The 15024-nt window shown below is 48.4% G+C and carries 15 protein-coding genes; 6 read left to right on the forward strand and 9 right to left on the reverse strand.

What is annotated here, in order from left to right; genetic code table 11:
• Positions 1-114: 114 nt before the first annotated feature.
• Both C942_RS15995 and C942_RS16000 read left to right on the forward strand, forming a co-directional pair.
• Positions 115-1008 carry an AbiTii domain-containing protein gene (locus tag C942_RS15995; RefSeq protein WP_157372638.1) on the forward strand — a complete coding sequence of 298 codons (894 nt, stop codon included), beginning with the start codon at positions 115-117 and terminating at the stop codon, positions 1006-1008.
• Between the two features lie 655 nt (positions 1009-1663).
• Positions 1664-2713: an Abi family protein gene (locus C942_RS16000; protein ID WP_007467562.1), complete on the forward strand. Its 1050-nt coding sequence runs from the start codon at positions 1664-1666 to the stop codon at positions 2711-2713.
• 103 nt (positions 2714-2816) lie between these two features.
• Here the strand turns inward: C942_RS16000 and C942_RS25135 are convergent, their stop codons facing one another.
• Complete coding sequence (locus tag C942_RS25135; RefSeq protein ID WP_007467563.1) at positions 2817-2969, reverse strand: hypothetical protein; 153 nt, start codon at positions 2967-2969, stop codon at positions 2817-2819.
• Positions 2970-3365: 396 nt separating this feature from the next.
• Between C942_RS25135 and C942_RS16005 the strand changes: the two genes are divergently transcribed.
• The 3 genes from C942_RS16005 to folA are packed head-to-tail and all read left to right on the forward strand — an operon-like array spanning position 3366 to position 5127.
• A complete protein-coding gene (locus C942_RS16005; protein ID WP_007467564.1) occupies positions 3366-4154 on the forward strand; it encodes a threonine/serine exporter family protein in 789 nt (262 codons plus the stop codon).
• Entirely contained in the window at positions 4154-4627 is a 474-nt protein-coding gene (locus tag C942_RS16010; protein WP_007467565.1) for a threonine/serine exporter family protein, read from the forward strand. The genes C942_RS16005 and C942_RS16010 overlap by 1 nt, the downstream gene beginning before the upstream one ends.
• A 17-nt stretch (positions 4628-4644) precedes the next feature.
• Positions 4645-5127: a type 3 dihydrofolate reductase gene (folA, locus tag C942_RS16015; RefSeq protein WP_007467566.1), complete on the forward strand. Its 483-nt coding sequence runs from the start codon at positions 4645-4647 to the stop codon at positions 5125-5127.
• 76 nt (positions 5128-5203) lie between these two features.
• On the opposite strand, the gene C942_RS16020 is transcribed toward folA, so the two are convergent.
• From C942_RS16020 to lptD, 6 genes are all read right to left on the reverse strand, one after another.
• On the reverse strand, positions 5204-6025 hold the full coding sequence (locus C942_RS16020; protein ID WP_007467568.1) for a symmetrical bis(5'-nucleosyl)-tetraphosphatase: 822 nt from the start codon (positions 6023-6025) through the stop codon (positions 5204-5206).
• A gap of 8 nt (positions 6026-6033) precedes the next feature.
• Complete coding sequence (gene apaG / locus C942_RS16025) at positions 6034-6411, reverse strand: Co2+/Mg2+ efflux protein ApaG (RefSeq protein ID WP_036800573.1); 378 nt, start codon at positions 6409-6411, stop codon at positions 6034-6036.
• Between the two features lie 108 nt (positions 6412-6519).
• Positions 6520-7338, reverse strand: a complete 819-nt coding sequence (gene rsmA / locus C942_RS16030) for a 16S rRNA (adenine(1518)-N(6)/adenine(1519)-N(6))-dimethyltransferase RsmA (protein ID WP_007467574.1) — start codon at positions 7336-7338, stop codon at positions 6520-6522.
• On the reverse strand, positions 7335-8327 hold the full coding sequence (pdxA, locus tag C942_RS16035; protein WP_007467578.1) for a 4-hydroxythreonine-4-phosphate dehydrogenase PdxA: 993 nt from the start codon (positions 8325-8327) through the stop codon (positions 7335-7337). The genes rsmA and pdxA overlap by 4 nt, the downstream gene beginning before the upstream one ends.
• On the reverse strand, positions 8314-9618 hold the full coding sequence (gene surA / locus C942_RS16040) for a peptidylprolyl isomerase SurA (RefSeq protein WP_007467579.1): 1305 nt from the start codon (positions 9616-9618) through the stop codon (positions 8314-8316). The genes pdxA and surA overlap by 14 nt, the downstream gene beginning before the upstream one ends.
• 67 nt (positions 9619-9685) lie before the next feature.
• Positions 9686-12052 carry an LPS assembly protein LptD gene (gene lptD, locus C942_RS16045; RefSeq protein ID WP_007467580.1) on the reverse strand — a complete coding sequence of 789 codons (2367 nt, stop codon included), beginning with the start codon at positions 12050-12052 and terminating at the stop codon, positions 9686-9688.
• A gap of 200 nt (positions 12053-12252) precedes the next feature.
• Between lptD and djlA the strand changes: the two genes are divergently transcribed.
• Positions 12253-13104, forward strand: coding sequence for a co-chaperone DjlA (gene djlA / locus C942_RS16050; protein WP_007467581.1), 852 nt, complete (start codon positions 12253-12255; stop codon positions 13102-13104).
• A gap of 81 nt (positions 13105-13185) precedes the next feature.
• Here the strand turns inward: djlA and C942_RS16055 are convergent, their stop codons facing one another.
• Together C942_RS16055 and rluA are read right to left on the reverse strand one after the other, a co-directional pair.
• Positions 13186-14139, reverse strand: a complete 954-nt coding sequence (locus C942_RS16055; RefSeq protein WP_036800576.1) for a D-2-hydroxyacid dehydrogenase — start codon at positions 14137-14139, stop codon at positions 13186-13188.
• A gap of 77 nt (positions 14140-14216) precedes the next feature.
• The gene (gene rluA, locus C942_RS16060) at positions 14217-14936 is read right to left on the reverse strand and encodes a bifunctional tRNA pseudouridine(32) synthase/23S rRNA pseudouridine(746) synthase RluA (protein WP_007467583.1); all 720 of its coding nucleotides are present in this window, start codon (positions 14934-14936) and stop codon (positions 14217-14219) included.
• Between the last annotated feature and the right edge of the window lie 88 nt (positions 14937-15024).

Below are 15024 nucleotides of genomic sequence, written 5' to 3' on the forward strand. Positions count from 1 at the left end.
TGCGATTCGCACAAGAAAAGCTAGAATAAGCATGGTTAATTTCAAAAACTTACGTTAGGTGCATATACATCAATTGTGTAATATAAAGCCCTGATGCAAGTAGTGGGGGGCAACATGACTCAGTCGGTGATTTTAGATATTCAAGAAGAGGCAATGAATGAAAGTTTGACACTTTCTTCTCTGCTTCTTAAGGCGTACACCGTAGCGACCAAACTGGAGCTTAGAGATTTTGCTGATTGGGCTAAATCTGAAATGAATGGCTATAACTGTTTTGGTAAAGAGCTTCCCGACTATCGCAGCCCTAAAGGTCGTCTTCGCGCTTTCAATGGACAGGGTTGGACACCAGTTCAAATCTCCGATAGAAACTTTGAAAAGCTCTTATCGACTGCTTATTGTTTTGAATCTATGGCAGAAATTGAGGATATCCTTTGTAAGATGAAGGAAGAGGTATATTACCCCCTCAATGGTAAGCAATCTCACATGGTAGGCGAGTTAGTTAATTTTCGTACTGAATATGCTGTTTTTGTCAGTCGAAGTGCATTGAAGCGAATTTCCACCAAGGTTAGAACGTCAATTCTTGATTGGGCTTTAGAGCTTGAGAAAAATGGTGTTAAAGGGGAAGGGGTATCATTTACGAGGCACGAAAAGGAGATAGCAAGAGTGACGACAAACAACATAACTATTAGCGGACCTTTTCAAGGTATTTTGGGTGATGTACAGGATAGTCAAATTACACAAAACCTGTCGATGACAAACCAGAAGGGAGACACTGAGGCGCTTATCAGACTTTTGAAAGAAAAAGATGTTTCTGACCCTGACATTGAAGAGCTTATGAGCGCTATCGAATTGGATGGTGAAGTTCTGCCAGAAAAGGGCTTTGGAGTCAGAGTTTCTTCGTGGATAGGCAACATGATTACAAAGGCTGCAACTGGAGCTTGGAGTATTGGGGTCGGGGCAGCAGGTAGTTTCCTTGGAAATGTAATCGGTCATTATTACGGGTTGTCATAATTTGCTCCTTCCTTTGATGTATCCACATCCCAATTAACCTTGTTGGGATTAAAGTCGATTTCCGTCTCATTCAAAAAAGCCACTCCATGACTGGCGTGGCTCACTCACTTATTGTTTTTTTGTTTTAGTTTGATTTGCGGCCTCAGCTGCGGTGATGCCAAAGCGCAGAGGTGGTTTACGGCTTTTTGCTTTGTGGTCGCCCCACTAACGTTTATGCCTTTTCACGCATCATTCACCATTGTCCTCTGTGGCGGTTCGTTACCCCGCAATATCCATGAACCAAATCAGGGATGAAAGGTACTCATAGTAACTTTATTTTGATTAGGCAAGGAGCAATCTGTTAGTCAGATAGGTGGGGGGTCTTACATCTACTAAACGACAACTTATAATGTCCTTTGGGCAAGAGCTCATCAATGCTAGAAAGTATTTACGGTAAATTTATGGAGCGGCATTTCAGTGAGTAGGAGGGGGGTGAATAAGAAGGAGATGTGGGAATTTGTATGGACTAATCAATGAATTAGTCTATTATCTTCCAGAAAAGGCAAACCCCAAGATCTGCTAGCTAAAGCTCGTCTTGGGGCTCTAAGTAGATTGTTGAGGGCGCATGATAGTCAGTGGGGCCGTTCAACTGCTCTGATAGGAAGTTTAGAAAAACATGGCAGAAAGTCAAGAAAAATATGCTTATACTGATATCATTTGCGAAAAGAGCAAAGGAGAGTGGATCGAGCTAAGCCTTTCGGAAGAACGCTTTTCCCCTTATATGTATAAGGCTGGCCATGATTATGAAAAAGCATTCAATCTATACTTATATAACGCTCGATTATCAAAAGCCTTCTTGTTTCCTCTGCATGCATTAGAAGTAGCCCTTCGAAACAAGATGCAATCCATCTTTGCAAAAGAATTTTGCGATGATTGGCATGAAGACGAAGACTTTCGTGAAATGCTTTCTGAGGACGGTTTGAAATCTCTCGATAGAGCCATCAAGAATGCGACTACTACAGATATAGAAGATGTAGTCGCTAACACTACATTTGAGCTATGGACTTATTTACTCCACCCTCAGTACAGTGACTTTTGGCGACAAAACTTCACTAAGTTGTGCGGCTCAAATATCAGCCGTGGTCAGTTTTATGGGAAAGTAAAAACGCTCAATGATTTTCGTAATCGTATTGCCCATTATGAGCCTATTCTTGAAAAAAATTGCTTTCAGAGACATTTAGATATTCTTGAAGTCATAAAATATTTGAACTTAGAGGCATATAACTGGGTAAAAAAACATTCGACTGTCGACGCCGTTTTACTAACTGAGCCAGCCCCATCTGGTAGCACGCAGCCTTTGTTAAAAGAGAAAGTCGACATAGACTTTGCCGTAATTCAAAGCACTTGCCTCTTAAACATTCTTCCATCAAATCGTTTCTTAGTCTGCGATGATAAAGCTATTGTTATTGACTATCGAGATATAGCTAAGTATTTGCTTTCTCAGAAAGATGCTTCAGGAGACTTGATGCTGGAGCTAAGTAAAGTCACTATAGATGACGTAATTCAGTCTCGTAATCTCAAAAAGAATTTCGTTGTGTGTGGCGAAACTGAAAGCTTCATTCACACTAAAAAGATTTTTCAAGGAAAAAGAACAAAATACATTATTGTCCAGAGCCCAACGAAAGGGATGACAGGCGTTATTGAAAAGCCCCACCGCCAGTTATAAGCAAGTCGTACGACTTGCACAGGGTAATCATCTTCCTCCGAGGCTTCCTCTTGCTTTATCTTAGTCTCAAATGTTGCGGCCTCAAGATAATCTAGTAACGCATTTACTTGTCCGGTTCTGATGATGTGCTCTGGTGTTTCATGGTCGAAGGCGGTGATTTGCTCATGGTTGAACCAATACTCGGCATATTCTCGGCTACAAATCCCTTGCTGACCATGTAGGTCAAAACCTTTTCTTTGTTTTCAGCAAAGTGCATAAATCCCCCTGCAATAAGCCCTATAAGATAAATATAGGAGGACAAAAAAGGTGTGAGAAAATGAATGTCCAGAGCGCAATAATTCACACCTTTTTTGTCACAGATAACCAAAAGTGTGAAGGCAAGACAACTTATTGTTATGTATGGTGTCTCACCCCTTTTCTCATAATTTTTCTGTAGGGGTGAAAGAAGACGATTATGATGTGGAGATCATCTACAAGCCATAATCGGTTTAGTTCTGCCGTTACCTTCGGTTGAAAATTCGGTTGAAAATAAGAAAAGCCGCTCACCAGAGCGGCTTTTTTGTGTCTAATCAACGTGCGCGCTCTCTCTTTGCCGGATAATTACGCGGTTAATTTATTTCTAACTACGGCGAAATTCAGAAGAGGGATAAAAATGGAAAGTGGCCCGGCGCGGTTGGCGGAGTCAGAACAGCGGGAGATATCAAGACTGGCTGTATTGGCCGGTCAGAGATTATTGCAACACGGTGCCGAGAGCACTCTGGTGATGGATGTGGCAAGGCGGTTAGGTCTGGCGTTGGGTGTCGATAGTGTGGAAGTTTCCCTTTCGGCCAGCTCAATGGTTCTGACCACTGTCAGTAATGAGCGCTGTATTACGACCGCCCGGCGTTGTCAGGATCGGGGGATCAATATGCAGGTGGTGACGGAAGTCCAGCGGGTGTGCATTATGGCCGAACGTGGTTTGCTGGATGTTCAGGGAGTGCATGATCGCCTGTTAAAGATCCAGGCTCTGCGTTATAACCGCTTGCTGGTTATTTTCATGATTGGCCTTTCCTGTGCTTCGTTCAGTCGCTTAGCCGGTGCAGACTGGCCGGTATTTTTCCTTACCTTTTTTGCTTCTTCTGTCGGGATGTTTGTCCGCCAGGAGATTGCTCATTGTCATTTCAACCCTCTTGTTAACTTTGGCGTTACTGCTTTTGTGACCACACTGATATCTGGCTTCGGTCAGGTCTACCAGATCGGTGAAGCTCCTTTTCTGGCAATGGCTTCTTCTGTATTGATGCTGGTTCCCGGCTTTCCGTTGATTAATGCTATTTCCGATATGGTGAAAGGTTTCGTCAATATGGGAATCGCCCGTTGGACAATGGCCAGCCTGCTGACGTTGTCGACCAGTATGGGGATTGTCGCAGCAATGAACGTACTGGATGTATGGGGGTGGTTGTGATGCCGATGATGGATTTCTTGCTTGCGCTGCTCAATGACATGTTTTTTGCGATGATCCCGGCAGTCGGCTTTGCCCTAGTGTTTAACGTACCGCAAAAGGCTTTGAAATATTGTGCAATCGGTGGTGCGCTGGGGCACGGTAGCCGGTTTGTCATGATGCACTGGGGCGTGCCAATCGAGTGGGCCACCTTGGGGGCATCAACTTTGGTCGGAATGATCGGGATCCACTGGTCACACCGCTTTCTCGCCCACCCGAAAGTGTTTACCGTGGCGGCAATGATCCCTATGGTCCCTGGGGTATTTGCTTATAAAGCGATGATCGCTTTAGTGGAGATCAACCATCGTGGCTTTTCACCTGAACTGTTGGCATTGCTGGTGGAGAATGTCATCAAAGCGGTATTTATCATCGCGGCACTTGCAATAGGGCTGGCAATGCCGGGGCTATTGTTTTATCGTCGCCGTCCTGTGGTTTAGATTTCCCGGGAGAGAAAATGAAGATCAGTATGATCGCGGCGATGGCCCAAGATCGAGTGATTGGCAAAGATAATGCGATGCCGTGGCATCTGCCGGCAGATTTTGCCTGGTTCAAGCAGTCAACGCTGGGCAAGCCGATTGTGATGGGACGTAAGACGTTTGAGTCGATCGGTCGTCCATTACCGGGACGCCATAATATTGTGATCAGTCGTAACCCTGATTACAGTGCTGAAGGCGTGACCGTGGTTGCTGATATTGCAGCGGCTAAGGTTGCTGCCGGTGATGTGGAAGAGCTGATGATTATCGGTGGTGGCAGTATTTATGCGGCCTGTTTGTCGGAAGCCGATCGTTTGTATCTGACTTTTATCGATCTGAGTGTTGAAGGTGACACCCGTTTCCCTGAGTGGGGAAATGACTGGCAGGAAGTTCACAGTGAGTCTTATCAGGCGGATGAAAAAAATGCCCATGATATGCGCTTTGTTATTTTAGAGCACCAGTAATACTTTTATCCCCGCAAATGAATAAAAAGGCCTGGTCATTACCAGGCCTTTATTTTTGATTAATCCCTATTGGCTATTACTTGGCGTGAACCGGGCAGGGCTTCTCAAAGCGAGCTCCGTCTTCCCAGCGAAGCAGGGTCATGCTGTTGCCCCAGACACAGCCGGTATCCAGGCCAATCACCTGATCATTTTCATAGCCCATAAGAGCAGCCCAGTGGCCAAAGATCACTTTTTTCTTCAGAGGCTTGGCTCGCGGGAGCTCAAACCATGGCTTGAGAGGTTGGGTATCTGGATTTTCCGGGGAAAGCTTACATTCCATATCTAATCGCCCGTCCGGGTGACAGAAGCGCATCCGAGTCAGGGCATTAATGGTAAAGCGGTATTGTTCTATCCCTTCTAATTCCTCACTCCAGTAGTCCGGGCCATTGCCGTACATATTCTTCAGTAGCCAAACAAAGTCGCTGCTGCGCAGACAGGTTTCGACGGTTCGGGCTTGTTTGCGTGCCGTTGGCATATCCCACTGCGGCGGGATACCGGCATGAGCCATTACAAAAGAATGTTCGGGGTGTTCGGCCAGTAGTGGCTGATGGCGTAGCCAGTCAAGTAGTTCATCGCTATCTGGGGCATCAAGGATCGGCTGGATCTGATCGCGGCTTTTGACTTTCACCAGTCCCTGGCTGACCGCCAGCAGGTGAAGATCATGGTTGCCAAGTACCGTGGTAGCTTTGTCGCCTAGGCTTTTGACAAAGCGCAGTGTTTCCAGAGATTTGGGGCCGCGTGCCACAAGGTCGCCGGAAAGCCATAATTCATCGTTGCGGGGATCGAATTCTGCTTGCTCAAGGAGAAAGCGGAGATCGTCAAGACAGCCTTGAATATCTCCGACAAGGTATGTGGACATGAAACGCCTCAGTGAAGAATATTAGGAATAGACAGCCTGAAAGGAGCTATTTCGGCTTGGAATTTGTCACCCTGCTCATTGACCATGAGGTAGTGGCCTTGCATGACTCCCAACGGTGTTTCAATAACGGTTCCACTGGTATAGGAGTATTCTTCGTTCGCAGAGATGACCGGTTGTTCTCCAACCACCCCTTCGCCATCAATGACCAGTTTTTTACCGTTGGCATCGGTGATTTGCCAGTGGCGGCTTAAGAGTTTTGCTTCGCCACAGCCCAGATTACAGATAGTAATTGTATACGAGAACACATAACGCTGATTTTCTGGTTCAGACTGTTCCTCAATATAATGGGTGACTACTCTGCACTTGATTGTGGGGATTGCCTTCATCGTCAATGTTGTGCTTCCTTTCGTTGGCTGTCTGCCGGAGCATCCCTGGGTTTTCTCCGGGATGTCCGGACAAACAGACTGAATAGCCACATTTGTGGCTATCAATGCTTATTTTGAAGCGTTATGGTTGGCATCCAGCCAGTTTGCCATCGCAACAAATTGCTCCAGAGTTAGGTTCTCAGGACGCATACCCGGGTTGATACCCAACTCTTCCAACTGTTCAGCTGTCATTAGCTGTTTGTAACAGTTACGGATTGTTTTACGACGCTGGTTGAAACCTTCACGGCATACCCGGTCTAGCCATTTAAGGTTAGTACATGGGTGAGGAAGTGTTTCATATGGCATCAGGCGAACAACCGCTGAGTCCACTTTCGGTGCCGGTTTAAAGGCCGAAGGCGGCACTTCCAGAACAGGCATCACTCTGCAGTAGTACTGCGCCATGACAGTAAGACGGCCGTAAGCTTTGCTACCAGGACCGGCTGCCAGACGGTTAACCACTTCTTTTTGCAGCATGAAGTGCATGTCCTGCACATGCTCATGGAAGCTGAACAGGTGGAACATCAGCGGCGTTGAGATGTTGTACGGCAGGTTACCGAAAATACGCAGCTTGTTGTTTTCTTTGATCAGCTGTGTGAAGTCGAAGCGCATAGCATCGCCTTCATGGATCGTCAGCTTGCTGCCCAGATCCGGATGGTTGCGCAGGCGCTCGGCCAAGTCGCGGTCAAGCTCGATAACCGAAAATTTGTCAACCAGTTTGCCCACCGGCTCGGTGATTGCACCCAGGCCCGGGCCGATTTCAACCAGGTTCTGGCCCGGCTTAGGATTGATTGATGATACGATGCCGTCAATGATGTACGGATCATTCAAAAAGTTCTGGCCAAAGCGCTTACGGGCGCGGTGACCTAAGTGAACTTGATCGCTGCTCATGTCTGTTTTTCTACCAATTCAAGGGCGTGCGATAGCGCTGTCCAAAGGCTACCGGTATCCGCCTGTCCGGTACCTGCAAGTTCCAGTGCGGTACCATGATCTACTGAAGTTCTGATAAAGGGCAGGCCTAACGTAATGTTGACTGATTTGCCAAAGCCTTTGAATTTAAGCACTGGCAGCCCTTGATCGTGATACATAGCCAATACTGTATCAGCATCGGCCAGATATTTATCCTGGAAGATGGTATCTGCCGGCAACGGGCCGAACAGTTTCATCCCTTCTTCCTGACGAAGCTGGTCAAGGGCTGGGGTGATCACTTCGATCTCTTCCTTACCAAGACAACCGTCTTCGCCGGCATGCGGGTTCAATCCACATACATAAATTTTCGGTTGCTCGATCCCGAATTTGCTGACGAGATCGGCATGCAGGATGCGGATGATTTGCTGCAGCCGCTCTGCGGTAATCGCTTTTGATACGTACGCCAGCGGGATATGCGTGGTCACCAGTGCGACCCGCAAACCTTCAGTGGCCAGCATCATAACAACCTGCGCGGTGTTTGACTGCTGGGCAAAAAATTCGGTATGCCCGCTGAATGAAACTCCGGCACGGTTGATAATCCCTTTATGTACCGGACCTGTTACAACTGCGGCAAATTCACCACTCATACAGCCTTGTGTGGCACGGCTCAGGGTATCGAGTACATAGTGGCCGTTCTGCTCATTGAGCTCGCCCGGTATCACTGGCGCTTTCAGTTTACAGTCAGTGATAACCAGTGTCCCTGCTTTGTGAGGCTGGGGCGGTCGGGCTGGGTCGTATTCTATGACATCCAGCGGCAACCCTAGCTGGGCTGCTCGTTCTACCATAAGCTGAGAGCTGGCACAAATGACCAGTTCATGTGGCCAGTCTTCCTGGGCCATGGCGAGCACGAGATCAGGACCGATCCCTGCCGGCTCACCCGGGGTGATTGCGATACGTTTAACCTTGATCATTATCGTCTTCCGGCTGTTCGATATAGGCACCGGCACGCAGTTCCTGTAGCCATGCCTGGGCCTCTTCGTTAAATTTACGGCTGAATAGAATACGGTAGGCACGGTTCTTCACTGCCGCATCGGTACGGTCGACATCACGGCGCTTCAGCACTTCGACGATATGCCAGCCGTGAACAGTTTTGAATGGTTCACTGATAGTACCGACAGGCAAGGTTTCAACCTTGTCTTTAAATTCTGGAACATAGATGTCAGGTGTTTGCCAGCCCAGTTCACCGCCGTTTGCGGCAGAGCCCGGATCGGCACTTAGCGCCTGAGCTGCATCGGCAAAGTTCTGATCACCTTTCAGGATTGCCTGACGGGTTTGCTCCAACTGACGTTGCGCACCTTCATCACTCAGGATCACTGAAGTTTTCAGCAGGATGTGGCGTGCTTTTACTTCAGTAACAGAAATGGTTTCCAGCCCCTGAACATCATTGATTTTCAGGATGTGGTAGCCAACGCCACTGCGGAACGGGCCGATAATGGCCCCTTTGCCGTTGGATTTAATTTGGTCGGCAAAGATGGTTGGCATCTCTTCTTCGCGCATCCAGCCCCATTCACCACCTTGAAGGGCTTTAGGGCCTTTGGAGTAACTGTATGCAAGGTTGGCAAAGTCGGCCCCGCCTCTGAGTTCTTTTACCAGTTCTTGGGCCTGATTCAGAACTTCGTCACGCTGAACTGCTGTCGCATCTTCACCAATGCGTAGCTGAATGTGACTAACACTGTATTTTACACCTTGCTGGGTTTGTTTATTCAGTTGTTCTGCCAGCGTTTCAACTTCTTGCGGCAGGATGTTGATGCGGCGACGAACCTGAATGGTACGTGCTTCGCTGGCTGTCATGTCTCGGCGCATCTGTTCACGGAACATCGCATAGCTCAGCCCGTTGTCAGCCAGCATTTGCTGTAGCTGAGGTACAGTCATCTGACGTTCTTTGGCTAGCTGTGAAATCGCCTGGTCCAGGCGAGTATCGTCAATACGGATCCCGAACTGTTCTGCCTGCTGAAGCTGAAGTGTTTCAATGATCAGCTTCTCCATCACCTGCTCAGTCAGAATATCGTTAGAAGGTAGTGGCTGGTTTTGGCTGGCAGCATTCATCTGAACTGTTTTCAGCATTGCGTCGACATCACTTTGCAGGATCACACTGTCATTGACGATGGTGACAACTTTATCGAGCTCCTGTGGGGCAGCAAAGCTGCTGGCTGTCAGGCTCAGTAATGTCAGGCCTAACAGAGAAGACTTCCACTTTTTCATACATCTTTCCATTTAGCGCTGTTGCGCGTTAAATCACGGCTGCCGCAGCCAGGCTACGGCAGATATATTAGTTGTTGAGATAGAACGGACGGCCGTAGGCAATAGCGTTACCTCCACTGTCTGCGGAGGTTGCACCAACAGGTGGTACACCGGCTAGCCCCAACAGGCTGAACGAGATACTAAAGTTCTGTTCATATTCTGCCGGGTCACTGTTAACGTTGACACGAGATTTCAGGTATTCGTTGTAACCCAGGCTGATCATCCAACAGGCAGAGCGGTAGTTTAGAGAGATCTGGCCTTCCAGCATCTGGTTTTCGGTCAGATCATGGTAGTAGTCACCGCGCAGGCTCAGGCCACCATATACAGGGAATCCGGTTGAGAAGCCCAGTTGTGAAATACCGTCTTCTGTGTATTTGTCGATATCTTGGTTATCGTTACCAAGGGTTTCGATAATGTAGTCCTTGGAGACAAAACGGTAATTTAGCTGGGTATACAGGCTGCCCTCACGGTACTCCACCGCAGCGTTAGCAAACTGCATATCCTGTTTACTGGCGTCATACTGTAATCCACCGTGGAAGAACAGCCAGTCATCGTAATTGAAGTCAGATTCCAGTGCGGTCGCAGAGTAGTTCGGTGTCGACTCATTTGCTTCGTTCAGATTGCGGCCTGAATCGTTCAGGTAGAAAATCTGACCGATAGCCAGGTTGAAGCGCTCAACAAACTCGCTGTCGAAGTAGCGAGTAGTTGCACCAACGGTAAACTGGTTAGCAGCTGCGATTCGATCAACGCTGGAATAGCGTTTGTCACGGAACAGGCCGTAGTAATCCGTTTGCAGCAGAGTTGTGTCATAGCTACTGAAAATGGCTTGCTGCTCAACGTCTTTAACGAACAGGTACTGGATTTGTGGTTCCAAACTCTGGGTATAGTCGTCGCCCCACAACAGGGTATTTCGCTCGAAGTACAGGCCACTGTGAATACGAATGCTTGGGACCGTTCGTGATGTGGTTTCTTCCAGCGTTTCCAGCCCGTTTACAGTCGGGTCAAAATCCTGATTGTAGTAGGTATACATCAGCTTGGCTTCGGATGTAATTGACCACCACGGTGTGGCGTAAGGCAGCGTTAACGTCGGCTCCAGATGGACACGGTCTGCTGACGGCTTGTCAATTGCATCGTTCTCAAAACGGCTAATATGACTTAACAGGTTGAAATCCAGACCGTAAGGCATCTCCGGACGGTAGTAGTTAAACTCCAATTGCGGAAGCAGGCGGTAGTTTGATGAACCGCCCGGGGTTAATGACTGGAAGTTACGTACCCGCAGGGTTGAGTCCCAGTTAAGATCACGATAAGAAACTTCGCCTGTTTGAAGCAGGTTATTGTCTTCACGCTCACCGATATTAGAGTCGATATCCGAGAAATAGGTTACATCACTGACCTTGCTGTAATCGACACTGAATAGCCAGTGCTCATTGTACATTCCATTGTGAGACCAGTTATAGCCCCAGCGGGAGTCCTCGTCTGTTGCCTTCTGATCATTCCCCAGATATTCGCCTTTGAGGGAGCCTTCGCCCAGATTGGTCAGATAACGAAATTCTGAGTTGAGCTGAAGGCCACGATTACTCATGTACTTCGGTGTAATCGTCATGTCGTAGTTTGGTGCCATGTTCCAGTAGAACGGCGTTTCCAGTTCGAAACCGTCACGAGTACCGTAACTGATCGATGGATACAGGAAGCCAGTCAGACGTTCATCTCCGACAGGAACCCGAAGGTACGGTAAGTAAAGTACTGGTACATCGACTACTTCAAAGCGTGCGTTATAAAGGTCGGCAAACGGAGAATCACTTTCGCGTTCGATGCTGGTGGCTGAAAACAGCCAGCTTTTGTCTCCTGGCGGACAGGTTGTATAAGTGCCGTTTTTCAGTCGGTAATAAGCAATGCCGTTTTTGGTTACCCGCTCTGCTTCACCACGCCCAGCTTCACAGGTCATGTTGTAGACCGCATTGTCCATCTCTGAATCTTCGGTATCCAGGTTGCTCTGGATGCGGTCAGAGTAGACTTCGATGGTACCGTCATGGAAGTAGACATTACCTTCAGCAGTAACAATGTTCTCAGGTTGGTGCAGAGTTGCCGTATCAGCCGCAACAGTTCGGTTGCCTTGTTGCAGCAGGACATCTCCGGAATAAGTTACTTTCTGGTTTGGTTTGGCTTCAGCTTTATCAGCTGAAACTGTGATCGGCTCGTTATTTGGATCTGCTGGCATATCCTGAGGGGCGATACAGGTCCCGCGGACCAGTTCAAGTTCGCTTTGGGTGTCATTGACAGCCTCTGACTCATCATTGACGTTTTCGCTCATTGCAGGAATTTCATAAGCCATCGCGGGGCCATAAAGCGCGAGGCTAATCATGGTGGCCAGTAAGCTGCGGGACGTTAATGACATCTAATTAAACTTTCCTGTATTCGTTTTTCAGCGCTATAAATGGATTTCGACTTGGATTGAGCCTGCTTTTTACAAGCTTTCCGGATAAATGACAGCTATGATAATGCAATTTCTACCCGACGGCATCTTTTCAGGTTATTGTATCGGGTTTGAACCATTATAAATATTGCTAAATTTAGCAAATTACCAGAGAGTCGAGAATGCAGGTTTGGGGTAAGATTTTAGGCGCATTTTTTGGTTTCCTCCTTGGTGGCCCGTTTGGTTTGTTGTTAGGCCTCTTTTTGGGGCATAAGTTCGATAAGGCAACGACAAATATTTATTATGGCGGTGGATTTGGCGGTTTTGGTGCCAGCCGTGCCAGCAACGCCGAGCGTCAGGCTGAGTTTTTCCATGCCGGTTTTGCGGTGATGGGGCATTTGGCTAAGTCAAAAGGCCGGGTAACGGAAGAAGAAATCCGGGTAGCCAGTGCCATTATGGACCAGATGGGGTTGCACGGAGTGCCTCGTCGCCAGGCACAGAATGCATTTCGTGACGGTAAAGAAGAAGACTTTCCGCTGCAGGAAGTGTTGACTAAGGTCAGAATGAGCTGCTCTGGCCGTGTTGATTTACTGCAGATTTTTCTTGAGCTGCAAATCCGTGCGGCTTATGCCGACGGTAACCTGCATCCCAACGAGCGTCAGCTGTTGTATGTGATTGCTCGTGGTATCGGATTTTCTGATCGTCAACTTGAACAGCGTCTGCATATGCATGAAGCGGCTTTCCGTTTCCAGCAGGGCGGCTTTCACCAACAGTATCAGCAGCAAGGACAGGGCACATTTCGGAAGGCTCCGACGCGGGATCAGCTGGCGGATGCTTATGAGCTGCTGGGAATTAAGTCCACCGCTTCGGCTCAGGAATTGAAACGGGCATACCGTAAGCTGATGAATGAGCACCATCCGGATAAGCTGGCAGCCAAAGGTTTGCCGCCGGAGATGATGGAGCTGGCGAAGCAGAAAACCCAAGAGCTACAAGCTGCTTATGATCTGATCCGTAAGGAAAAAGGGTTTAAATAAGCTCGAATAGTTTTAGTGACGAGTATTGAGTGGTGAAGTTCTCGCTACTCGTCTCTCTATCCCCATGCTATTTTCTTATGGCTAAACGATATTCTGCGGCTTCCCTTCGGCAAATTTGTTGATGTTGTCTATAAGCTGGTTGGCCAGCGTCTGTATTGCGGAATCTGACCCCCAAGCCACATGAGGTGTTAGCAGCAGGTTCGGCAGATGCACATTAGCGAGCAGCGGATTGGTCTTATCAGCCGGCTCCTGAGTAAAGACGTCTGTTCCGGCTCCGCCAATCTCCCCGTCTTTCAGGGCATCAACCAAAGCTTGCTCGTCAACCAAGCCTCCCCGACCAGTATTGATTAACAGGCCGGACGGTTTCATCCGTTGCAGTTCTTCTTTGCCTATCAGGTTCGTCGTTTCTGCCGTTAACGGGCAGTGCAGCGTCAGCACATCTGCTTGTTCCAGCACGTCTTCAAACGAAGTATAACCGTCCCGACAACTATTTTTCCCCTTACGCTCGGCAAACAGCACTTGCATTCCCAGTGCCCGTCCCAGCTTGGCAACTGCTTGGCCCAGGCTACCGCTGCCGATAACGCCCAATGTTGAGCCATTAATATCACCAATCGGATGGGTAAAGAAACAGAACTGTTTTTCCTGCTGCCAGACACCGGCTTTAATGTCGTTGTGATAGCCCATGAGGTTTCGTCGCAGGGCAAACATCATCGCGATGACATGCTCCGGGACAGAATCGGTGGCATAACCGCGGATATTGCAAACTGTGATCTTGTTTTGATGACAGTAATCCAGGTCGACATTATTGGTGCCGGTAGCAGAGATGGCGATCATCTTAAGCTTGGGTAGTTGGCGGAGGGTGGCGGCATCAAGGATGACTTTGTTGCTGATCGCAATGCTAGCCTGTTGCAGCCGTTCAATAACCTGTTCAGGCTTGGTTGCCGGATATTCCTGCCACAGATGTTCAAAGTCGGGATGAGGGATTTGAATATGAGCCGGGATGGTCGCCCGATCAAGAAAGACAATAGTTTCCATACGGTTGGCTTTTGCTGATGAGGTTAGTGTCAATGTAGTTAACACTAACCTTTATCAGGCAAAAAACAAAAGTCGATTTAAGCCATATCGTCGGATAAGTGATCCGGCAGGGTCTGGTGTGGCGCATCCGGGTAGAAGTCGCACGGGGCAAATAGGTGCATGGCTTCGCCAGTGGTTGGCTGGGTAAATGTCAGCTCTGCAGCATGAAGCTGAAGTCGCGGTACGCATTCTCGAGCTTCATCATGGGCATAGAACTCATCCCCTAAGATCGGGTGACCGAGTGCCAGCATATGGACGCGTAGTTGGTGCGAGCGGCCTGTTACCGGGCGCAGGCGAACCAGGGTGCTGTTTTCATCGCGTGAGATCACCTGGTAGTGGGTCACGGACGGTTTACCGTCTTCGAAACAGACTTTCTGCATCGGACGGTTAGGCCAGTCACAAATCAGTGGTAGGTCGACGGTACCGCTGTCCTGCACCATGTGTCCCCAAACCCGGGCATAGTAGACTTTGTCGGTTTCCCGTTCCCGGAACTGTTTGTGTAGGTTGCGTTCGGAATCTTTGTTGATAGCCAGGATCATCAGTCCTGATGTCGCCATATCCAAACGGTGAACTAGATGAACCTGTTCCTGATCTCTTAATGCCCGGCTGTAGACACTGTCATAGTGTTTAGGATCCCGGCCCGGGTTGGATAACAATCCTGATGGTTTGTTGACTGCAATGATGTCATTGTCTGAGTGCAAAATGTCGAGCCATGGCTCTGTTGGTGGATGATAGTCCGCCATTGGTGCTGCTTTCATGGTGTATCCGGGCTTACTGGGTTATCGGGCGGCACATCATATCACCTTATGATTCTCCACTTAAAGAAAACCGCCCGGCAGCAGGGCT

This window comes from Photobacterium marinum (assembly GCF_000331515.1).
Classification (GTDB): domain Bacteria; phylum Pseudomonadota; class Gammaproteobacteria; order Enterobacterales; family Vibrionaceae; genus Photobacterium; species Photobacterium marinum.

Coding starts and splice junctions, on each gene's coding strand:
- C942_RS15995 (WP_157372638.1), top strand. CDS start 115: ATGACTCAGTCGGTGATTTTAGATATTCAAGAAGAGGCAATGAATGAA.
- C942_RS16000 (WP_007467562.1), top strand. CDS start 1,664: ATGGCAGAAAGTCAAGAAAAATATGCTTATACTGATATCATTTGCGAA.
- C942_RS25135 (WP_007467563.1), bottom strand. CDS start 2,969: ATGCACTTTGCTGAAAACAAAGAAAAGGTTTTGACCTACATGGTCAGC.
- C942_RS16005 (WP_007467564.1), top strand. CDS start 3,366: ATGGAAAGTGGCCCGGCGCGGTTGGCGGAGTCAGAACAGCGGGAGATA.
- C942_RS16010 (WP_007467565.1), top strand. CDS start 4,154: ATGCCGATGATGGATTTCTTGCTTGCGCTGCTCAATGACATGTTTTTT.
- folA (WP_007467566.1), top strand. CDS start 4,645: ATGAAGATCAGTATGATCGCGGCGATGGCCCAAGATCGAGTGATTGGC.
- C942_RS16020 (WP_007467568.1), bottom strand. CDS start 6,025: ATGTCCACATACCTTGTCGGAGATATTCAAGGCTGTCTTGACGATCTC.
- apaG (WP_036800573.1), bottom strand. CDS start 6,411: ATGAAGGCAATCCCCACAATCAAGTGCAGAGTAGTCACCCATTATATT.
- rsmA (WP_007467574.1), bottom strand. CDS start 7,338: ATGAGCAGCGATCAAGTTCACTTAGGTCACCGCGCCCGTAAGCGCTTT.
- pdxA (WP_007467578.1), bottom strand. CDS start 8,327: ATGATCAAGGTTAAACGTATCGCAATCACCCCGGGTGAGCCGGCAGGG.
- surA (WP_007467579.1), bottom strand. CDS start 9,618: ATGAAAAAGTGGAAGTCTTCTCTGTTAGGCCTGACATTACTGAGCCTG.
- lptD (WP_007467580.1), bottom strand. CDS start 12,052: ATGTCATTAACGTCCCGCAGCTTACTGGCCACCATGATTAGCCTCGCG.
- djlA (WP_007467581.1), top strand. CDS start 12,253: ATGCAGGTTTGGGGTAAGATTTTAGGCGCATTTTTTGGTTTCCTCCTT.
- C942_RS16055 (WP_036800576.1), bottom strand. CDS start 14,139: ATGGAAACTATTGTCTTTCTTGATCGGGCGACCATCCCGGCTCATATT.
- rluA (WP_007467583.1), bottom strand. CDS start 14,936: ATGAAAGCAGCACCAATGGCGGACTATCATCCACCAACAGAGCCATGG.